This window comes from Flavobacterium gossypii, assembly GCF_014138495.1.
GTDB lineage: Bacteria > Bacteroidota > Bacteroidia > Flavobacteriales > Flavobacteriaceae > Flavobacterium > Flavobacterium endophyticum.
This window is the reverse complement of sequence record NZ_JACJIS010000001.1, coordinates 1069684-1091299: the sequence shown is the minus strand read 5'-3', so window position 1 is coordinate 1091299 and position 21616 is coordinate 1069684. Positions and strand designations below refer to the sequence as shown.

Annotated in this window: 21 protein-coding genes; 7 read left to right on the top strand and 14 right to left on the bottom strand. The window is 36.3% G+C overall.

Going from position 1 to position 21616, the window contains the following annotated elements:
- Positions 1-6: 6 nt before the first annotated feature.
- A complete protein-coding gene (locus tag GGR22_RS05180; protein ID WP_182492825.1) occupies positions 7-1404 on the bottom strand; it encodes a DUF4403 family protein in 1398 nt (465 codons plus the stop codon).
- Between the two features lie 166 nt (positions 1405-1570).
- Here GGR22_RS05180 and GGR22_RS05175 point away from each other — a divergent pair, with 166 nt between their 5' ends.
- From GGR22_RS05175 to tsaB, 3 genes are read left to right on the top strand one after another with little or no spacing between them, the layout of a single operon-like run.
- The gene (locus tag GGR22_RS05175) at positions 1571-3016 is read left to right on the top strand and encodes a TolC family protein (protein ID WP_121375281.1); all 1446 of its coding nucleotides are present in this window, start codon (positions 1571-1573) and stop codon (positions 3014-3016) included.
- Positions 3017-3019: 3 nt separating this feature from the next.
- Entirely contained in the window at positions 3020-4339 is a 1320-nt protein-coding gene (locus tag GGR22_RS05170; RefSeq protein WP_182492824.1) for an efflux RND transporter periplasmic adaptor subunit, read from the top strand.
- Positions 4339-4995, top strand: coding sequence for a tRNA (adenosine(37)-N6)-threonylcarbamoyltransferase complex dimerization subunit type 1 TsaB (gene tsaB, locus GGR22_RS05165; RefSeq protein WP_182492823.1), 657 nt, complete (start codon positions 4339-4341; stop codon positions 4993-4995). Before GGR22_RS05170 ends, tsaB begins: the two co-directional genes overlap by 1 nt.
- Here the strand turns inward: tsaB and GGR22_RS05160 are convergent, their stop codons facing one another.
- From GGR22_RS05160 to GGR22_RS05140, 5 genes are all read right to left on the bottom strand, one after another.
- Positions 4996-5670, bottom strand: a complete 675-nt coding sequence (locus GGR22_RS05160) for a hypothetical protein (RefSeq protein WP_182492822.1) — start codon at positions 5668-5670, stop codon at positions 4996-4998. It lies immediately after the preceding gene.
- 26 nt (positions 5671-5696) lie between these two features.
- Positions 5697-6506: a mechanosensitive ion channel family protein gene (locus GGR22_RS05155; RefSeq protein WP_182492821.1), complete on the bottom strand. Its 810-nt coding sequence runs from the start codon at positions 6504-6506 to the stop codon at positions 5697-5699.
- A gap of 108 nt (positions 6507-6614) precedes the next feature.
- On the bottom strand, positions 6615-8633 hold the full coding sequence (locus tag GGR22_RS05150; RefSeq protein ID WP_182492820.1) for a thioredoxin domain-containing protein: 2019 nt from the start codon (positions 8631-8633) through the stop codon (positions 6615-6617).
- Positions 8634-8708: 75 nt separating this feature from the next.
- Positions 8709-8909 (bottom strand): dodecin family protein, encoded by a 201-nt coding sequence (locus tag GGR22_RS05145; RefSeq protein WP_182492819.1) that lies wholly within the window; start codon positions 8907-8909, stop codon positions 8709-8711.
- 57 nt (positions 8910-8966) lie between these two features.
- Positions 8967-9866 (bottom strand): NifU family protein, encoded by a 900-nt coding sequence (locus tag GGR22_RS05140; RefSeq protein WP_182492818.1) that lies wholly within the window; start codon positions 9864-9866, stop codon positions 8967-8969.
- Positions 9867-10208: 342 nt separating this feature from the next.
- Here GGR22_RS05140 and GGR22_RS05135 point away from each other — a divergent pair, with 342 nt between their 5' ends.
- Complete coding sequence (locus GGR22_RS05135) at positions 10209-11201, top strand: PorP/SprF family type IX secretion system membrane protein (RefSeq protein ID WP_121375273.1); 993 nt, start codon at positions 10209-10211, stop codon at positions 11199-11201.
- 72 nt (positions 11202-11273) lie between these two features.
- Positions 11274-11792 carry a gamma carbonic anhydrase family protein gene (locus GGR22_RS05130; protein WP_182492817.1) on the top strand — a complete coding sequence of 173 codons (519 nt, stop codon included), beginning with the start codon at positions 11274-11276 and terminating at the stop codon, positions 11790-11792.
- A 15-nt stretch (positions 11793-11807) separates the two neighbouring features.
- Here GGR22_RS05130 and murI read toward each other — a convergent pair whose 3' ends face one another.
- From murI to GGR22_RS05090, 8 genes are all read right to left on the bottom strand, one after another.
- Positions 11808-12587, bottom strand: coding sequence for a glutamate racemase (gene murI, locus GGR22_RS05125; RefSeq protein WP_182492816.1), 780 nt, complete (start codon positions 12585-12587; stop codon positions 11808-11810).
- Positions 12588-12652: 65 nt separating this feature from the next.
- Entirely contained in the window at positions 12653-13153 is a 501-nt protein-coding gene (locus GGR22_RS05120) for an OmpH family outer membrane protein (RefSeq protein ID WP_170148775.1), read from the bottom strand.
- Between the two features lie 30 nt (positions 13154-13183).
- The gene (locus GGR22_RS05115) at positions 13184-14257 is read right to left on the bottom strand and encodes an OmpH family outer membrane protein (protein ID WP_182492815.1); all 1074 of its coding nucleotides are present in this window, start codon (positions 14255-14257) and stop codon (positions 13184-13186) included.
- 44 nt (positions 14258-14301) lie between these two features.
- A complete protein-coding gene (gene bamA, locus GGR22_RS05110) occupies positions 14302-16929 on the bottom strand; it encodes an outer membrane protein assembly factor BamA (protein ID WP_182492814.1) in 2628 nt (875 codons plus the stop codon).
- On the bottom strand, positions 16862-17602 hold the full coding sequence (locus GGR22_RS05105) for an isoprenyl transferase (protein WP_121375267.1): 741 nt from the start codon (positions 17600-17602) through the stop codon (positions 16862-16864). The genes bamA and GGR22_RS05105 overlap by 68 nt, the downstream gene beginning before the upstream one ends.
- Positions 17603-17605: 3 nt before the next feature.
- A complete protein-coding gene (gene porG, locus GGR22_RS05100; RefSeq protein ID WP_182492813.1) occupies positions 17606-18289 on the bottom strand; it encodes a type IX secretion system protein PorG in 684 nt (227 codons plus the stop codon).
- 154 nt (positions 18290-18443) lie between these two features.
- Positions 18444-19328, bottom strand: coding sequence for an NAD kinase (locus tag GGR22_RS05095; RefSeq protein WP_121375265.1), 885 nt, complete (start codon positions 19326-19328; stop codon positions 18444-18446).
- Between the two features lie 22 nt (positions 19329-19350).
- Positions 19351-20010 carry a CBS domain-containing protein gene (locus GGR22_RS05090; protein ID WP_121375264.1) on the bottom strand — a complete coding sequence of 220 codons (660 nt, stop codon included), beginning with the start codon at positions 20008-20010 and terminating at the stop codon, positions 19351-19353.
- A 105-nt stretch (positions 20011-20115) separates the two neighbouring features.
- On the opposite strand from GGR22_RS05090, the gene GGR22_RS05085 reads away from it, so the two are divergent.
- Both GGR22_RS05085 and GGR22_RS05080 read left to right on the top strand, forming a co-directional pair.
- Entirely contained in the window at positions 20116-20829 is a 714-nt protein-coding gene (locus GGR22_RS05085) for a pyridoxine 5'-phosphate synthase (RefSeq protein ID WP_182492812.1), read from the top strand.
- 18 nt (positions 20830-20847) lie between these two features.
- The gene (locus GGR22_RS05080) at positions 20848-21612 is read left to right on the top strand and encodes an alpha/beta fold hydrolase (protein WP_182492811.1); all 765 of its coding nucleotides are present in this window, start codon (positions 20848-20850) and stop codon (positions 21610-21612) included.
- Positions 21613-21616 lie beyond the last annotated feature (4 nt).

Genomic DNA, 21616 nt, shown 5'->3' with positions numbered 1-21616 from the left:
TTTTTTTTATTTCAATCCATCGATACTGACGTCTACTTTTCCGTTAACGCTGATAAAAGCAATAATGGCTCTGTTAGTAAGCTGTATCCTTTTGAATTCGATATCATCAATGGCGCCATTTACAAAAACGCCCGGCATTGGAGAGTAGTTTTTTAAATAGCCCATCATGTTTTTCTTGCCTTCTTCTAAATTAGGCTTGATCGAATAACGACAGCTTTCTTGCATCTTCCTCAATATGATTCCAGAAGCCAGCCAGTTTGCGGTCTTGATCAACTTATTTTTAGTATCCAGCACATAATCAAGCTGGTCGAAATAAATTTCTTTCGTAGCATCATTATACTGTGGAAATCCAGAAAGATAAATGGTTCCGTTGATAGAACCTAAAAGGTCCAGTGCGATAATCATCTTATTGTTTTTTTGCCAGATGTCTACTTTTTGGACAGTCACTTTTTTCTTTCCAGAACCAAATTCTTGTCCCTGAAAGTTTTTAGTCATTAATTTCGAAGCGTCCTGATAGGTAGAAACAGCTGCAATATTGGCAGAAATATGATCCGGCATTTTGGTTACCGGCTTTAAGACCATCTTGTCTCTGTCGAGCTTGTTTTTTGGTTGCTGTCCAACGATTGTTTCCATGATGCATTTCAAGCCCATCTCAAAAGAAATGATTTCTTTTTGAAGCTTGGCATCAGTCGTATAAAGTTCGATTGGCACAATTCGAAGCCATGAATCATATGTCTCGCTCATCTGAAATGGCGTACATATTTTTTCTAGGGCATCCAGCACATTAGGCTTGAAGTCCATTGATTTTTTGATGGCTTCGTCGAGATTGTTCTCGATTTTCGACTTAAAAATACGAATGGCTGGATTGATCAGATACGTAATCGCAACATTTTTTCCGCCAATGACTATAGTCGGGCTTTCATTCCATTCCAACGATTTTATGGTCGTGTTGGTGTTCATCTTCCAATTGGTTAGTCCTACATCACTTAGCAAGGTAACAACGCCATTCATATTTATTTCTCGGGTGTCATAAAGTTCTATCCCAAGTTTGTTGATTCCGTATCTGTAATGGATGTTGATTTTTAAAGGAAGTACCGTTTTTATTTTTCCTTTTTCTTCTGAAATTTTTATGGCAGAAAGTTTCCAGACTTTCATCTGTATATCATCATCTTCTATGTTTTTGTCCTCATAAATCACGTCGTTCAAGAGCCTGTTAGTCTGATTTTCGATGTCCTTGAGTTTTATTTTTACGGGGAGGTTGATGAATGATGTCGAATTTTCATATACCAAAGGCGAAGCATCATCTGGTTCAGGTTTTAAGGCTTCGATTTGCTTTGAAGTAGAACAGCCGCTGATGAGAAAGAGTGTTAGTAATGAGATTGATAGGCCTAGGAATTTACCCATATCTTTAATGTTTTAATTTTGAAGTAAATGTAAATTTATTTTTTAATATCTTTCTAAAAAAAATCTGTAACAGATTCCCGATTTAAAAGTCTAATTAGTTTTATTAAGTAAGTAAAAAAACTAAATTTGTATTGCAATCGATTACACATTTTGTACGTAATTATCTATGAAAAAAACGTTGGTCAGTAAACTAGTTTTAATTTTTGCCCTTTTCTTCGGGCTTGCATCAAATGCCCAGGCAAAAAAATGGACCTTGCAAGAGTGCGTGCAGTATGCGTTAGATAATAATATTTCTATACGACAGGCAGATTTGGACAGCCAAGTCGCAGCTGTTGATAAAAAAGACGCTTTTGGCAATTTCTTGCCGTCGATCAATGCAAGTGCTTCACATTCGTGGAATATCGGTCTGAACCAAAATATCACCACGGGTCTTTTAGAGAATCAGACGGTTCAATTTACTTCTGCAGGCCTAAATGCTAATATCGATATCTACAAAGGATTGCAAAACATGAACAGGCTTAAAAGAGCCCGCCTTTCAGTTATTGCGGCACAATATCAGTTGTCAAAGATGAAAGATGATGTTTCTTTGAATGTAGCCAATGCTTTCCTGCAAATTCTTTTTAATAAAGAAAACCTGAAAGTTCAAAAAGAACAGCTGCAGAATAATGAAAAACAGAAACAGCGAACTGAAGCCTTAGTAGACGCCGGTTCTGTACCAAGAGGCGACCTGTTGGATATGAATGCTACCGTAGCAAGCAGCCAACAGGCAGTAATCGTTGCAGAAAATACGCTATTAATTTCAAAATTAAGCTTGGCACAATTGTTACAGCTAGAAGATTTCCAGGACTTTGATATCGCAGATAATGATTATGAAGTAAGAGAAAGCGAAGTAATGCTTCAGTCACCTTCTGCCATATTTGAAAAAGCAAAAGAAGAAAGAGCAGAATTGAAAATTGCCAAAACAAACCTAGAGATAGCAGAAAAAGATGTAAGAATAGCGCGAGGAGCATACCAACCTAGCTTACAAGGATTTTATAGTTTTAGCACCAGAGCTTCCTATTCGGATAGAGTAACTGGTTTTGAACTGAATCCTCAAAACCCTACTAGAGTGATAGGAGTTGTCGAAGGGACGAACCAAAATGTAGTAACACCAAATACGTCTCCATTATTAGGAAGTCCAGCACCAGTTTTTGATCAATTCAGTGATAACAAAGGACACTCTTTCGGTGTTCAGTTGAACATTCCTATCCTAAACGGATTGTCAGCCAGAAACAATGTCGAGCGTTCAAAAATAGCCTTGGAGCGTTCAAGAACCGTATATAGCCAACAAGAACTGGATCTCGAACGAAATGTCTATACAGCTTTTACTGATGCCAAAGGAGCTTTGAAATCCTATGAATCGGCTTTGGTAGCATTGGATGCGAGAACAGAAGCCTTTAATTATGCTAAGGAAAAATTTGAAGTAGGATTGATGAATGCCTTTGAGCTCAATCAAGCACAGACATTGTATGTCAACGCGCAATCTGAAGTATTAAGGACAAAATTCGATTATATCTTTAGGGTGAAAGTTTTAGAATTCTATTTCGGCATTCCTATTATCCAAAAACAATAAATTATGAAAAAGAAGACAGTTTATTATATACTAGGAGGTGCGATACTTCTGATAATTATTTTATTGGTACTTTCCAAGACAGGTGCTATTGGAAATAAAGAAAAAGGAAAAGAGGTAGAAATATCAAAAGTAGAGGCCATGACGATTATCGAAACGGTTTCTGCCACCGGTAAGATTCAGCCAGAAATTGAAGTAAAAATTTCATCTGAGGTTTCGGGTGAAATTATAGAACTGCCTGTAAAAGAAGGACAGGTCGTTAAAAAAGGCGATCTGCTAGTTCGCATCAATCCTGATTTGTATACTTCCGGACTAAATCGTTCTGTAGCAAGCCTTTCGGGAACGAAAGCAGGCTTAAGCCAAGCAGATGCTCAATTTAAAGAAGCAAAAGCAAATTATGAAAGAAACAAGACGCTTTTTGAAAAAGGAATAATTTCAAAATCAGATTGGGACAAGGCGATTTCTTCATATGAAGTTGCTCAAGCGACAAAACAATCGGCGTATTATAATGTTCAGAGCGCTTCGGCAACCGTGAACGAAGCAAAAGACAACTTAGGACGAACTACAATTTATGCTCCTGCCGACGGAACGATTTCTTCATTAGGCGTAGAGCTGGGCGAAAGAGTACTTGGTACACAACAGATGACGGGTACCGAACTTTTGCGAGTAGCGAACCTTAACAACATGGAAGTTGAAGTCGATGTAAATGAAAATGATATTGTTAAGATTAATGTCGGCGATTCTGCAAAAGTTGAAGTTGATGCTTACCTTAAAAAAGAATTCAAAGGAATCGTTACCAGCATTTCAAATTCTGCCAGTACAGCATTGACAGCAGATCAGGTGACAAACTTTAAAGTAAAAGTAAGGATATTGAAAGAATCGTATGCTGATTTGCTTGAAGGCAAGCCAGAAAGTTATTCGCCTTTTAGGCCAGGTATGACAGCGACAGTCGATATCATGACCAAAAGAAAAGATAACGTGCTGTCTATTCCGATCAGTTCTGTGGTCGTGAAATCGGATACTTCTGCTACTGCAAAACCTGTGGTGATAAGTACGAAAGAAGACGAAAATAACAATCAAAAAGCGCCAAAATCTGATAAGAAATTTGAATGTGTGTTTGTGAAAGTAGGCGATAAGGCAAAGATAAGAGTCATAAAAACTGGAATCCAAGATGATACCAATATTGAAGTTTCTTCTGGCTTGAAAAAAGGCGATGTCGTAATAATTGGTCCTTATGCTACAGTTACAAAAGATTTAAATTCAGGCGATATGGTACATGTCAAATCTGAAGGCGAAGTTAAAAAAGACAGCAAGACAAAAAAATAATGTCCTATATTCTCAATATTGAAACGGCTACGAAAAACTGCTCGATAAGCATTGCCAAGCAAGGAGAAACACTTCTTTGCAAGGAAATGGCTGAACAAGGTTATTCACATGCCGAAAAACTCCATGTTTTTATAGCAGAAGCATTGCAGGAATTACAAATAGATTTCTCCGATTTAAGCGCGATTGCGGTAAGCCAAGGCCCCGGTTCTTATACAGGGCTTAGGATTGGCGTTTCGGCTGCAAAAGGTTTGTGTTATGCCTTGGATATTCCATTGATAGCGATTGATACGCTAGAGGTATTGGCTGCTCAGCTTTCAATTTCTGAAGGATTGATTGTTCCGATGATTGATGCCAGAAGGATGGAAGTCTATAATGCTGTTTTTGACAAGAATCATCAAAGAATACGAGATACCAAAGCAGAAATCATCACCGAAGTATCTTTTTTAGACCTAGAAGGCACTATCCATTTAATCGGTGACGGCGCTTTAAAGTGTGCCGATATATTGAAAGATGCGAGATTTGTTTACTATCCAGAAAATACGTATCCTTCTGCCAAAGAAATGAGTCTTCTTTCTTTTGAAAAGCATAAAAAAAGCGACACCGTAGATGTCGCTTACTTTGAGCCTTTTTATTTGAAAGATTTTATGATCAAATGATTATAAAATAGTGTTTAAAAACGAACCTAGACTTTTTAAATCTTCCTCTTTATCCAAAGAAATTTTATTTGATTTTATGTACTCTGTAACTTCTTTTTCTTTTCCAGGAAAGAGTTTGTACAGTTCTTTCTTGTTTGATGGAATAAAAACGATAGGTTGTTCTTTTACTTTGATATAATATTCTGTCGTTGCTTTTTTATACATAGCAGGTTTAGCTGTCTGATATCCGCTAGAAGCAGCTACCGCTTCTTTCAAGAAAACTTTAGTTCTTGAATAAATCTTTACCTGTCCGTTTTCGCTAATCAGATTCAGATAACCTGTTTTGTTTCCTTCTTTTTGAGTTGTATAGTCCTCATACACATAAGTATTTTTCTTGCTAGTAGTAACTATAGGCACACCTTTATTAGGGATAAGGTTTTTGGTTGCGTCATCAGAGTCTTTAAACTCTATCTGGTCAGTAAAGGCATTATATCTTAATAATATAATCTGACTATTGTTTTGGTAACTTCCAGGAAGAAATGTCTCATCTATATATTGGCTTCCTTGTGGTTTTGTATCGTATGTTACTATATTTGACTCAACGCGCCTATTGTTTGACTCATAATTTACAGTCTGTGCGAAGCCAATCTGACTTGCAAATGAAAGTGATAGGAATAAGATGCTTTTAAAATTCATTTTTTAAGGTTTTAAGGTTAAATATTTTATGTGCTTGCTTTTACAAATGGACTCTTCTCCATTTTTTCTAATTCTGCCAGGCTCTGTTCCAAAATATCAGAGCTCATGTTTCCAAAATTTTCGTTCTTGGACCATGGTCTAGCCACTAAATTTATGCCAGTATCTGTCAAATCGCTGACAATTACTGCTGGAGCAGGGTTTTTTAACACTTGAGGGTGTTTTTTCATGATTTCCATCAGCATCTCTTTTACCTGCTTTATGTCGGTCTCATAATTTATCTTGAAAACAAGATCGGCTCTCCTGCTGTTGTTTTGCGAAAAATTCTTGATTTTATTGTTCGAAAGTATGCCATTCGGAATATAAACAACCTGATTAGACGCAGTCAGTAATTTTGTTGTAAAAATTTGAATTTCTAAAACCTTTGCTGTTTCGGCTTGAGCTTCAATCGTATCACCGACTTTAAAAGGTTTGAAAAGGATAATCAAAACACCGCCTGCAAAATTAGAAAGAGATCCTTGCAATGACAGACCAACGGCCAAACCGGCAGCTCCAAGAATGGCTACAAACGAGGAGGTCTCAACTCCCAGTTTGGAGATAAAAATTACAAATAACAGTACTCTCAAGACCCAAATCAAGATATTTGCTAGGAACGTAGTCAGCGTAGGTTCTAGATTTCGGCTGATCATTATCTTGGTGGCAAGACGGTTCAAAAGTCTGATTCCCCATAATCCCAGAAAGAGTATTAAAAAGGCACCGATTAATCGAGGTGAATAATCGACTAAAACCGCGATAAAACGATCTGTATACGTTTCTATTTTTTGAGTGTCAATCAACATGCTGGATGGTAAAAAGTGTTTTCGTATTTAAGTATCAAATCTACTGATTAAAAAAATAAATTTTTCTTAAATTATAATAATTTTAATGTGATGGATGTCGTGTTTGTTTTAAAACTTTAAGTTTTGCAAAGTTAATTCTAGATTTTCAGAAGGCAAATCACAAGTCTTATTTTGGCATACATAATATAAATTTTTTCCTTCTTCAAATCGAGATTTTAAGAATGGTAGTTCGGAAGGCTTGTCATTTCCAGAAAAGACAATGTTGGGAAGGTAGTCTTTTTGCAAGATTAAAATATTTGCTAATGCTTGCTCTCCACAAACGGCAAGCTCTCTATTTTCATCCGAGAAATTCAGAAAAGCATGCAGCCAGTTGGAAAAAGCTGAAGGATAATCGATGTTAGGAAGAATATGGCCCAGCATTTTTTGCGCCGTCGATTCATAATAAGGATTGTCAAAATAAATAGCAAGTTTATAAAGGTTATTTGCCATGACAGAGTTGGAAGCAGGAATTACATTGTCTTCTAATTCGTAATGCTTTGTAATCAACGCGGCATCAATATCGGAAGTAAAGGAAAAGAAATCAGTTGTAGTATCATAGAAATGATCGAAGCAATAATCGGCAAGCTGTTTTGAGTGATGAAGCCATTTCTCGTCAAGCGTAGCTTCATATAAGGAAATAAACGCATCAATCACAAAACAATAATCTTCAAGATAGGCGTTTATCGTATTTTTGCCGTCATTATGGCTGTGCAACAAGTTTCCTTCAGGAGCCCAAAGGTTTTCAGTTATAAAAGAAGCATTTTGCAACGCTTTGTTTAAATAGTCTTTATTTCCTAAAGCTTTATAGGCATCGACAAATCCTTTTAACATCAACGCATTCCACGAAGTAAGACATTTGTCGTCCAATCTTGGTTTCTTTCTTTTTTCTCTTTCGGTATAGAGCAGGTTTTCCCATTCATGTTTCTTTCTATGAAGCTCAGAACTATCTTTTTTATATTGTGAAGCAATTTCTTCTAAAGATTCTGTCTGGATCAAGACATAGTTTCCTTCTTCCCAAAATCCGAATTCATTAATATTGAAGATGATGCTGAATAGTTCGAAATCTTCTTTCAATATAGCTTTCAGTTCTTCTTTTGTCCAAACATAGAAAGCACCTTCTTCTAGATGATTATCTACGGTCAAGCTGTCTGCATCTAGGGCAGAATAAAATCCTCCATCGCGATTGGTGAGTTCTTTTGATATAAAGGTTAGTGTTTTTTCAATCACTTCTTTATATAATGGATTTTTTGTGAGTTTATAGGCATCTGAATAGAGCGACACCAATTGCCCATTGTCATATAGCATTTTTTCAAAATGAGGTACATGCCATTTCATATCGACAGAATATCGCGAGAAGCCCCCGTCAATAGTGTCGAATAAACCTCCGTAAGCCATTTTTGTGAGCGTCAGGTTGACGAATTCCAATAGTTGGTTATCTTTTTTCTGGTAGGCATAGCGCAGTAGAAAAGAGTAATTGCTCGGCATCATGAATTTCGGAGCTCGGCTATAGCCTCCGAATTCCCAATCAAAACTTTTTTTCCATTTTTCAACAAGGTTGGCAAGAGTGCTCGAATCAAATTGTTCGGCATCTTCTTGTTTATGTACTAGGCTTATGGAGTTGATTCCGTGATGCAATTTTTCGGCGTAGTCAATCATTTTTTCAGGATTAGACCGATAGAGTTGCTGTAATTGCTGCAAAGTGTCCATCCATTCACCTTTTCTGAAATAGGTTCCTCCCCAGACAGGCCTGCCATCTGGAAGGCATACGACATTCATGGGCCATCCGCCTCTACCTGTCATAATTTGAACGGCTTTCATGTAAACAGCGTCTATGTCTGGCCTTTCTTCTCGGTCAACTTTTATACTGACAAAGTTTTGGTTCATGACAGCGGCAGCTTCAGAATCCTCGAAAGTTTCATGTTCCATTACATGGCACCAGTGGCAAGCCGAATAGCCTACGCTGACAATTATTAGTTTGTCATTTTCTTTGGCAAAATCCAAAGATTTTTGGTTCCAAGCTTTCCAGTGTACTGGATTGTTGGCGTGTTGAAGAAGATACGGACTGGTTTCGTTATGTAAATCGTTCATTTGGAAAGACTCCTTTCTTTTATAAAAAAAGCGCTCCGATATTCGAAACGCTTGATTCAGGTGATTTATGTTTCTTTATTCTAGTTCGAAAGTAAGTTTTAAATTTACTCTAAATTCCTTAACCGTTCCATTCTCTACAGTAGCACTTTGATCTTGGACATACACCGATTTGATATTTTTTAAGGTTTTGGATGCCTTAGAAACAGCTTTTTTTGTAGCGTCTTCCCAGCTTGTCTCAGAGCTAGAAAGAACCTCGATTACTTTTAGTACAGACATAATTTGCTAGTTTTAAATTGTTTATCTTATAAAAATAGCAAATAAATGTGTCTTTTGCTAGCTATTTATTGCTTCCACTTTTATTTCTTCGTCATTCAGCATGTCTTTCAGCATGTTTTCGATGCCGCTTTTAAGGGTAAATGTTGAAGAAGGGCACCCACTGCACGCTCCTTGCAATACAACTTTTACTCGTTTTTCTTTTTCGTCATACGAATCAAAAAGAATATTGCCGCCGTCTGCTGCTACAGCTGGTTTTACATATTCTTCCAGAATGTTTATGATTTGCTGTGAAGTTGTATCTAGGTTGTCGAAATTCTCAATTTTCTGTTTTTCGATTTTCGGATTCATCGCAGCTACGTCTTCGTCGATAACTGTTCCTCCGTTTTCAATGAACTCTTTGATAAAAGTTCTTAGCTCGTAGGTGATGTCCTGCCATTCTTTTACTGCATATTTCGTAACTGAGATATAATTCTCATCAATAAAAACTTCTTTTACGTAAGGGAATTTGAAAAGCTCTAAGGCTAAAGGAGATGATGCTGCTTCATCGATGTTTTTAAATTCCATCGCCGTTTTTGTCATCATCTTGCTGCCGACAAATTTCTGAACCGATGGGTTTGGCGTGCTTTCAGCATAAACTGTCAATGGTTGTTTTTGGACTTTTTTCTCCGTAATAGTTAGAATTTTTCCGCCTTTATTGACAAAACTTTCAATCTGCTCCGCAACAGCATCTTTTACATCATCCCATTCTACGATATTATATCTTTGGATGGCGATGAAATTTCCGGAGATATAAACGGATTTTACAAACGGAAGATAGAACAATTGTTGGGCAAGGGGAGAATCTTTGGCTTCGTCTATATTTTTGAACTCAAAATTTTCATTTTGTGTAATAAAATCAGGCAATTCAAACTTTAATATTGTCGGATTTTGAGTTTCTTTTATTATAATATGTATCATTAGATTTTATTTTTAGCAAATTTAACAAAGAAATTTTCCGTGAAATATTATATTTGGTTTTTTATAGAATAAATTAACAGTTCTTTCGTTTTTGTTTAACAGTCCAAGTGAATAGTGGCGGGATAATTATTTAAGAGCTTTTTAATTTTTTTCTTAAAGTTTATATAAAAAGAGTGTGTAATATTAACGAATTAGTATACCAACCTAACACAAAAATTTATATATTTGACCGCTACGAAAAATTACTAGATCAAATCGGCCTGCCTGTTTAATAGGTAATCTAAGGGTAGCAGGTTTTTGATAGGTTGTTTTAAGAGCATTTTCATTAAAAAGATAGACCCCATGAATTTTAAAAAGAGGTATTTAGCATTATTATTGTTATTGTCACAAATATCGTTTTCACAAGAAGGAATTGCCGTTTATTCAGATTATTTATCCGATAATTATTATTTGATCCACCCTTCAATGGCTGGTGCTGCAAATTGTGCTAAATTACGTTTAACTGCTCGTCAGCAATGGTTTGGGCAGGATGATGCTCCAGCTCTACAGACGTTGAGCTTTAATGGCAGAGTAGGGGAACAATCGGGTGTCGGTATTATACTTTTTAATGATAAAAATGGTTATCACTCGCAAGTAGGAGCAAAACTTACGTATGCCCACCATATCCAATTTTCAAGAGGAGATTATGATTTGAACCAATTATCATTCGGTATGAGCGCAGGATTGGTACAAAGTAAATTAGATGAATCTGAGTTTGAAGGATTTGATCCAATTGTTGTAGGTGGAATTTACCAAAAAGATTCTTATTTCAACGTAGATTTTGGTGCTTCATACAACTACTTGGATTTTTATGCTCACTTCACGGTAAAAAATGCTGTTTCAAACATCAGAAGAGAAATCTATACTGATTATGAGTCTGATAACTTAAGAAAATATTTGTTTAGTGCTGGTTATGTTTTCGGAGATCCAGACAGATTACAGTGGGAGCCTTCTTTCTTATTCCAGCTTGTTGACGAGACTAAAGAAAAATCTATCGACGTAAACTTAAAAGTCTACAAAGATTTAGATTTCGGAAAGCTTTGGGGAGGTTTGTCTTATAGAAGAAGCTTCGATGGCGCCCAATATCTTGACGGAAACAGTGTTTCTGATCAAAAACTTCAATACATTACCCCAATCGTGGGCTTGAATTATAAAAACTTTATGGTTGCCTATACATACTCCCATTTGACAGGAGATGTAAAGTTTGATGATGGAGGTTTCCACCAAATCACTTTAGGTCTGAACTTATTCTGCAAGAGAGAAAAATGGGATTGTAATTGTCCTGCTGTTAATTAATTATTTTAAAGTTGATATTAATTCTGTCCCGATAATTGTAATAATGTTATCGGGATTCTTTTTTATATTCCTATGCTAATAAAAACTGTGAATGGCAAGAGTCCTTTAATTCCGGACGACTGCTATGTGGCTGAAAACGCAACTATTATCGGCGATGTAACATTTGGTTCTTCCTGCAGTGTTTGGTTTAATGCTGTAATCCGAGGCGACGTGCATTACATCAAGATTGGAAACAAAGTAAATATCCAGGATGGAGCGGTTATTCATTGTACTTACCAAAAACACCCAACTGTAATTGGGAATAACGTTTCAATAGGGCATAATGCCATTGTGCACGGTTGTACTGTGCAGGATAATGTTTTGATAGGCATGGGCGCTATCGTAATGGATAATTGCGTAATTGAAAGCAATTCGATTATAGCAGCTGGTGCGGTAGTCACGCAGAATACTATTGTTGAATCGGGAACAATCTATGCGGGTGTTCCGGCTAAGAAAGTAAAGGATATAAACAAATCGGATTTTGCAGGCGAAATAGAACGTATCTCGAATAATTATGTGATGTATTCAAGTTGGCTAAAAGAAGAAAAGTAAGTGTCTTAGACTTGCTTAAAAATCCTTTTGAAGTACGGTATATTTATTTTCTAAGATTGTTTCTAATACCTTTGGATTTGAATTGGTATAGAATATAGTACTTGGGTTATCTTGCTCTGTATTAAGTCCAATTTTTTCCTCTAGTACTTTTTGCGTCTGCTTTGCTACGGCTTCACCAGAATCGATAATTTTGATATGAGACGGCAAGATTTCTTTTATTTGTGGAATCAGATAAGGGTAATGGCTGCATCCTAATACCAAGTAATCTATGTTGGCTTCAATCATAGGCGTTAGGTATGTTTTTAAGAGCGATGTCATTTCTTCCGAATGCATTTCCCCATCTTCGATGAGCTTTACGAGATTATAGCCCACCTGCTCGATAATATTTGTGTCTTGGAATTGTTCTGCTGCCTTATTGAAAAGTTCGCTGTTAAGTGTTCCTTTTGTAGCCAGGATTCCTATAGTCTGGGTTTTTGAGTTATTTGCTGCCGGTTTTATGGCAGGCTCAATTCCAATGAACGGAACGTCATATTTAGCTCTTAATTCTTTTATGGCATTTGTGGTTGCCGTATTGCAGGCTACTACGATAATTTTGGCATTCTGGTCTAAAAGATACTCAGTGTTTTTTATGCTGAGCGCAATAATTTCATCCTTAGATTTTTGTCCATAGGGTGCATTTTTGCTGTCAGCCAAATAAATAGTATTCTCGTGAGGCATCAATTGATGAATTTCTTTCCAGATGGAAGTTCCGCCTATTCCAGAGTCAAATAGTCCGATTGGGTTTGAGTTTATCATAGAAACAAAAGTAAAAAAAAACTGCTCAATTAGTTTGAGCAGTTTTTAAAAATATTTTGGATTGATTAGAAACCAAGTTCTTTTTTTACGTCAGCAGTGATGTTTGGACCATCTGCAAGTAGAACCATGTTTGAATCTAAAACATATTGGTATCCTTTAGCTTTACCTACTTTTTGAATAGCAGCTTTGATTTTGTCTTGGATAGGCTTGAATAAATCTTGCTCTTTTTGCTGTAATTCTTTTTGAGCATTTTCGCCGTAATCTCTGATTCTTTTTTGCATGTCTTGGATTTCAACAGCTCTGTCTTGGTTTATTTTTTCAGAAACAGTTGTAGATTCAGAATCGTATTTTTTTAGTTTGGCTTGATATTCATCAACCATTGTTTTGTAATCAGCATTGTAAGTCTGGTTCAATTTTTCAAGTTGCTTTTGCCCTTCCAACATAGCAGGCATCTTAGCCATAATTTCACTAACGTCAACATGTGCAGTCTTTGCTTGAGCATTCATAGTCTGGCTTGCACCAATGAAAAGAGCTGCGGCGATTAGTAAAGTTTTCAATTGTTTCATCATTTTAAAGTATTAAATATTAATTTAGTTTTAGTTCCCGTTATTGTTTTCTCCAGAAGTTTTTTTCTCTTCTTTTTCTTTTTTAGCGGCTTCTCGTTCTTCTAAAATTTTCTTTCTTTTTTCTTCCAAAGCTTTTTTACGCTCGTCTAATTTTTTTTGTCTTTCTTCAGCGGCGTCTTTTTTAGCTTGCTCTGCTTGAGCTTTTTTATCTGCTATTGCTTGTGCTGCAGCGGTATTTTTTTCTTCTACTACGTTTCCGTCTTTCGGTTCTTCTTTTACAGTTTCTGTAGTCGCTTTTTCAGGTTCAGAACTTGTCTTTTTAACGTCTTCTGTTTTTGTTTTAGCAGCATTTCTTTTCGCTTCCCTTTCTTCCATAAGTTTAGCTCGTTTTTCTTCAAATGCTCTTTTCTTTTCTTCAGCAGCAAGTTTTCTATCTTCGATTATTTTCTCTCTCGCCGCTTTTTTGTCTTCAAGTAATTTTTGTCTTTCTGCCAAATCTGGGTTTGAATCAATCATGTCTTGCTTGCGTTCTTTTTCGGCTTCTTCTTTCAGCTGCTTGTTGCTAAGCTGCTCTCTTTTTTCTGCTCTTGTAAGTTGTCTTACAACTAGGTCACTAATGTTATGTCTTTCAGCTCCAAATAGCATCGTAAGATCTGATGATTTGTCAAAAATAAAATCATATTTTTTACTTTCAGCTATATCTTGCACGATAGTGAAGACTTGGTCTTGAATTGGTTTTACTAATACCGCTTTTTGCGTGATTAGATCACCTGTAGATCCAAATCTTTTTTGCTGAAAATCTAATAATTCAGTTTCAAGGAAAGAGATTTCTTCTTCTCTTTCTTCAATAAGTTCTTTGGTCAATAAGACTCTTTCTGTTTTCAGATTTTCTTTCAGCTTATTGATTTCATTTCTTTTTACTTCTGCTTCTTGTTTCCACTTTTGAGCTTTTAGCTCTAGCTGGTTTTTGGCTTCAGCATAGTCAGGAACTTTTTCCAAAATGTATTCCATGTCTATGTATCCAATACGAATACCGCGAGTCTGTGCCCCAACTGTAGCTGGAAGAGCGGCTAATAGAAATAGTATAAAAAAATGTTTTCTCATATTCTTGATGTTATATTAGAAAATATCGTGCCAAATTTATATTGTTAAAATTGTTGTCCTATGATGAAATGGGTTTCCCATCCGTTTTTCTGTGTACCTCCAGGGATTGGATCGAATCCATGTCCGAAGTCGATACCTAATAATCCAAAGGCTGGCATGAATACTCTTAGACCAAAACCTGCCGAACGTTGCAATACAAACGGATTATAATCTTTAAAATTGTCATACGCTGCACCTGCTTCAAGGAAAGTTAAGGCATAAATCGATGCCGCACCTTTCAATGTAATCGGATATCTCAACTCCAATGAAAACTTATTATAGATAGTAGCTCCATTTTGGTTTCCTAAAGCATCCAGCGGTGTCAACGATTGATTTGGATATCCTCTCAACTGTATTACCTCACGGCCATCTAACGAATAATTCGCTAAACCATCTCCACCAAGGAAAAATCTTTCAAAAGGAACAAGGCCTCTATCATTGTTATAAGCTCCAAGGAAACCGAATTCACCTAAAGAACGAAGTACGAATTTACCATAAATTTTTGTATACCAATCAGCTTTGAATTTAATTTTATAATATTCCAGCCAATTAAACTTCTTCTGGTCAATTTTTGCTCGGTTTGGCGTGCCGTCTTCATTTTGATATTCTGGATTGTTTTCAAGGTCTTTGTAGTCAACACCATTGAAAAGAGAATAGGGCAATGTGAATTTGGCGCTTATGCTGAATTCAGATCCGAAAGTTGGGAAAATTGGGTCCAAACCTCTACTGTCTCTTCGCAATCCTATAGTGTAGGCTAAGTTTCTAGAATTACCATCACCAAAAGTGAATAATCCTGTGTTATAGTTGTTCAAATCATAATATTGGAAACTTACTGCCTGTGATAATACAAAGTAATCATCTGGAACGTTAAGTTTTTTTGCAATACCAAGGGAAAGGGATGTGATGTTGAAACTCTTGTCTCTGTTTACATCGTTATTTCCTGTGTATAAGAACTGCTTACTATGAGAGATAGAACCTGAAAATTGAACTGGTTTCTTTCCGCCAAGCCATGGTTCTGTGAAAGAAAGGCTATACGTCTGGAAGTAAGAACTTCCTTGAAGTCTAAGAGCCAATTTTTGTCCATCACCCATCGGAAGCGGCGTATAGGCGTCTTTCTTGAAAATATTTTTTATGGAGAAGTTGTTGAAAGAAAGACCTAGCGTTCCAATGAATCCGCCGCCGCCGTAACCTCCTTGGAGTTCGATCTGGCTCGATCCTTTTTCTACAACATTGTATTCGATATCAACTGTTCCTGCAGCAGGGTCTACGTTTTTGAATTTTGGTTCTAAAGCCTGAGGGTCGAAGAATCCTAATTGTCCAAGCTCTCGAAGCGTTCTCATCAAAAGTTCCTTGCTGTATTTCTGTCCTGGAAGTGTTCTTAGTTCACGATAGATAACTTTGTCGTTTGTTTTGTCATTTCCGACTACAGTAATTTTATTGAAGTAGGCTAAAGGGCCTTCCATAATTCTGATCTCGAAATCGATCGTATCATTGGCAGTTTTGACCTCCACCGCATTTACGGTCGAGAATAAATAACCGCTATTTTGGTATAAGTTTTTAATGTCGTTTCCGTCAGGTTTTGTCTTATCCTCGATTCTTTTTTGCAACAGTACGCCATTGTATACATCACCTTTTTTGATGCCTAGCATTTTTTGTAGTCCTTGATCTGTATAGACCGAGTTTCCTAGGAACTTAATGTTTCCGAAATAGTATTTATTTCCTTCTTCTACATTTAGTTTTATAGCAACGGTATTTTTTTCTTTGTTGTAGTTGATAGAATCAGATACGATTCGAGCATCTCGATATCCTTTTTCTTTATAGACAGATACGATGTTCTCCAAATCTTCAGCATATTTTTCCTTGATGTATTTTGAGCCTTTCCAGAAGCGGAGCGGGAATCTTGTCTTTGTGTTTTTCATTGCCTTTCTGATTCTGCTATCAGAAAGTTTTTCGTTACCATTGACTTCTATTGAGCTAACTTTTACTTTGCTGCCCTTGTCAATGTTTACAAGCATTTTGACTTCATTACCAGCTGTAGTGTCTTGAATAGTAGTGATAACTACTTTAGTGTTGTAGAAGCCGTCTTTTTTGTATTTATTTTCAATGTAGTTTTTTGTCGTAGTGATAAGATTTTCGTTAACTATTTTGCCTTTTGTCAGTGAGTTGTCCTTAATAAGGCCCTCTACTTTCGACTTTTTAACGCCTTGTATTTTTACTTCGCTTAATTTCGGCAATTCGCTGATATGCATGTCGATAAAAATACTGTCACCATCAATTCGATTGATATAGGTGTCAATTTCATTGAACAATCCTAGTTTCCATAATTTTTTGATGGCACTACTGATTTCTTCACCAGGAACTGTGATTTTTTGTCCTTTTTCAAGGCCGGCAAATGTAACAACTGTTTGTTCGTTATAGCTGATTTTTCCGATAACTTTTATATCGGCTAGAATATATTCTCTTCCTTGATCAAATGGGACTCTGTCTTGGGCTTTTGCTTGAAAAATATTTCCTAAAACTAATACGGTTAAGAATAGTTTAATGCTTTTGTCTAACATTAAAAGTTTATTTAATTTGTTCACTTGTTTTTCCAAATCTACGTTCTCTTTTTTGATAACTAATGATAGCCTCATATAAATCTTTTTCTCTAAAGTCAGGCCACAATACATCTGTAAAGTACAATTCTGCATAAGCTATCTGCCAAAGTAAGAAATTGCTGATCCTATGTTCGCCACTGGTTCTTATTAATAAATCTACGTCAGGTAAATTTTGCGTGTAAAGATGCTGATTAATAATTGATTCGTCAATAGCGTCTATTGAAATTATATTATTTTTAACTTTACTGCTTATATTCTTTATGGCAGAGACAATTTCCTCCCGTGAACCGTAGCTTAGCGCAAGAGTCAGGGTCATCCTGTTGTTGTCTTTTGTTTTAGAAATGACTTGGGATAATTCTTTTTGAGCAGAGGAAGGCAACTTTTCAAAATTGCCGATTGTATTAAGTTTTATGTTGTTTTCTGTAAGGGTTTTAAGCTCGTTTTTCAATGAATTTATGAGAAGTTTCATCAAGGTATCTACTTCTAATTTCGGACGGTTCCAATTTTCAGTAGAGAAAGCATAGAGCGTAAGATTTTCAATGCCAAGTCGGGCACAAGTTTCTACGGTTTCTCTTACCGCTTTTGTGCCATTTTCATGGCCAAAGGCTCTTAGCAGGCCTTTTTGTTTAGCCCAACGGCCATTTCCATCCATGATGATGGCTAGGTGCTTTGGGAGGTTGTCTTTGTTTATTGTTTCTAGTAAGTTCATTCTTTATTCTGCACAGTAGCATGGTTTGTTCCCAAAGGTATAGGTTAGTGTGAAACCTGAAAAAACATACCAATCTTTGCTGTTTAAATTTCCAAATCGCAATGTATCAAAACTGTCATTTTTCGGGTTGCTTCCATCAAGATTATCAGTAAAGGTATATCTAGCTCCGACTTCAAATCCTAATATAAGCTTTTCTGCAATTCTGGTTTTCACGCCAACAGTCATTGGGATTGCAAAACTATTTTTTTTATCATCTTCTTCATACTGATTGTTCAGGTAATATAATTCGGTATAGCGAAAATAACTTATTCCTGAATATACATATGGAGTCAGCAAAAATCCCGATTCATGCAAATTAAAATCAAAAAAATTGAATTCAAGGCCTAAAGATAATTCTTTTACACTATTTTCAAAGTTTAATCCTCTTTGTTTTCTGGCGGGCATGTCAGAATCCTTATCGTCTGATGTTATTTTTCCTTGCGTATAAGAAATTCTCCAAGAATGTCTCGGACTTTTATTCCACTTGTATAACACTCCGAAAGCAAATTCATTTGGCTTGACATAATTGGTCGGACCAACGTCTCCAATGTAGTTGTTTCCTCCGGCAAAAATTCCGATTTCGTGAATCTGGGCGTTAGAAACGGCAAAACTTAAAATGCAGAAAAATGTAATTATTATTCGATTCATTTAATGAAAAAATAAGGGTGCAAATATAACAATTATGAGCACTTATCAACTGTCTAATAATTAAATATCCTTAATTTTAGGCAAATGCTAGGCTCTTTCGATTTAAAGTAAACGAAACTTAAGTGTCGATAGTATAAAATGTAAGGGATTTTCTTTAGTTTCTCTTGTCTTCTCCCCAAAGTAATTTGGTGCGTAAAGTTTTCAAGAAGCTTTTTTCTGGAAGCTCGACCATGTTGATCTGGAAAGGTGTTTTTTTGATAGTCAGCACAGTGTCATTGCTGATTGAAGCTATTCTAGAATCCAACGAAACGAGATAATGTTCTTCACGGCCGGAAACTTTTAGCTTTATCTCGACGTTGTCGGGAATGACCAAAGGTCTTGCGTTTAAATTGTGTGGTGCTATCGGAGTAATGACAAAACTTTCGACCGCAGGTGTTAGTATCGGCCCGCCACAACTTAACGAATATCCGGTAGAACCTGTAGGTGTTGAAATAATCAAGCCATCTGCCCAATACGAATTTAAATATTCGTCATTTAAGTATGTTTCGATAGTAATCATCGACGTAGTGTCTTTTCTGCTTACTGAAATTTCGTTCATGGCAAAATTCAGATTTTCGATTTCTGGAATATTCTCGGAACTTTCCAAGCTAAGCAATGTTCTTGGCGAAAGGGAATAATTTTTATCGATAATATATTGCATCAGCTCATCGATATTTTCTTTTTGGACGGTTGCCAAAAAGCCTAGTCTTCCTGCGTTTATTCCCAAAATAGGAATGCCAGAGTCCCTCACCAATGTAGCCGCACGCAAAATAGTTCCGTCTCCGCCTATGCTTACCAGAATTTCTACGTTGCTGTCAAGATCATTAAAATCATGAAAAGTGCTATATTCTTTTTGGATGATTTGTTTTTCGTAGAGCATGGCTAGAAAATCATCCTGAATAACCAATTCGACATTGTTTTTGTTGAAGAAAACAAAAATATCCCTGATAATTGGCTCCGTGCTATTTTGATAATATTGACCGTAAATGGCTACTTTCATTTCTGATAATCTAAGATCTGATTTATATGTTTAAATATTTATCCAAATAGTCCGAGCGCTCTTTTAAGGCATTCAGATAATTGTCTTCTTGATGTTCTGAAATAATTTCATAGTTATAGCGCCTAAAAGTCTGAATGATTTCATTCATCGCGCCCAAAGTAATTTTTATAGTAATCTGAACTTTGTCAGCTTCCACATTAGAGACAAACAAGCCGAGCAATTTTCCGTTATTGCTTTCCACGATCTGCGTAATCTGGCTCATGGAATAGTCATTAATGTTTTTTTCAACAATGATAATTCCCCCCATTTCTTTCAGGAAAGGAGTTTCGTGGAAAAATTTGATGATGTCAGTGATGTCGTAATAACCGATATAGTTGTTCTTGTCATCTAGAACAGGAACAACGCTCGTATGGTTTCTAGCGAAAACTTCTAAGACATCTAGCCAAATCATGTTTTTTCTGGCAAAAAAACCTTCCAAAGTGTAACGATAGTCGTTAACTTTTTTATCAGAATCGAAAGTTTCTACATCATCTCCCGAAATGCTTCCGATGTATATTCCTTCTTCCAAAACTGGAAAATGTGAAAATGACAGGTCGGCGAAAAAATCTTGAACTGATTCAATCGTGTCGCCAATGGCTATCGCCTTGATGTCGTTGTTGATATAATCTGTAATTTCTGTCATAGCCTACTGTCGATAATCCGTTGCAAAATAATCAAAAAATAGCACAAAACGCCTTGTTTAACTTTGTATTTTTGTATTAAATAATTATTCTCAAAAAGTATTCCAATGACAAAATTAAGCGTAAACATAAATAAAATAGCAACTTTACGAAATGCGAGAGGTGGTAATGTTCCTGATTTATTGCAAGTTGCCAAAGATATTCAGCGTTTTGGTGGGCAAGGAATTACCATCCATCCAAGACCTGACGAACGCCACATTCGTTACCAAGATGCTCGTGATTTGAAGTCTGTCGTATATACAGAATACAATATAGAAGGGAATCCAGAGCGAAAATTTATAGATTTAGTTTTAGAAGTCAAGCCCACACAGGTGACTTTGGTTCCGGATGCAGACGATGCAATTACGTCTAACGCAGGATGGAATACAATAAAAAACCAAGATTATTTGACGGAAATTATACAAGAGTTTCAGCGCAACGGAATCAGGACTTCCATTTTTGTTGATCCAGTTCTTGAAATGATTGAGGGCGCCAAAAAAACAGGGACTGAAAGAATTGAGTTGTATACGGAGGCTTTTGCACATGAGTATGATTTAGGAAATAAAGATGGCATACAGCCGTATGTTGAATCGGCAAAATTGGCAAACGAACTCGGCCTCGGAATCAATGCCGGCCATGATTTGAGTCTCGATAATATTCAGTTTTTTCAGCAGCATATTCCAAACCTACTCGAAGTTTCTATAGGACATGCCTTGATTTCTGAATCCATATATCTAGGGCTTGAAAACGTAGTCAATATGTATCTTCAGAAGTTGAAATAAAAATTTAAAAAGCGATTTATGTTGTACTCAAAAATAGAAGGCGAAGGAAAGCCGTTGCTTATTCTTCATGGTTTTTTAGGGATGTCGGACAATTGGAAAACTTTGGCTGGACAAATGGCTTCTGAAGGTTTTCAGTTGCATATTTTAGACTTGCGTAATCACGGAAGAAGTTTTCATTCCGATGAGTTTACGTATGAAGCGATGGTTAAAGATGTTTTGGAGTACTGCCAAACAAATAATTTGGATAAGGTTTCAATCTTAGGGCATTCTATGGGAGGGAAAGTAGCCATGTTTTTTGCAACCACTTATCCGGAAAAAGTAGAAAAGCTAATTGTGGCAGATATTGGTCCAAAATATTACAGGCCGCACCATCAAGATATCATGGCTGGATTAAACGCAGTTGATTTAACCCAGAAGCCAGATCGCTCTCACGTTGAAGAGATTTTGAAAGAATATGTTTCGGATTTTGGTACACGCCAATTTTTAATGAAAAGCCTTTATTGGATAGAACCAGGTCAGTTGGCTTTCCGTTTCAATCTTCCTGTTTTTAATGAACAAATTGATAATATAGGAAAGGCGCTTCCTGAAAATGCAGTTTTCGAAAAACCGACATTGTTTTTAAGAGGAGGAAATTCAAATTATATTAAGGATGAAGATTTCGAAACAATCAAGCATCATTTTCCAAATTCTGAAATAAAAACGATACCCAATGCAGGGCATTGGCTCCATGCAGAAAATCCTAAAGATTTTTACAGCGAATCAACTCAGTACTTATTAAAATAAAAAA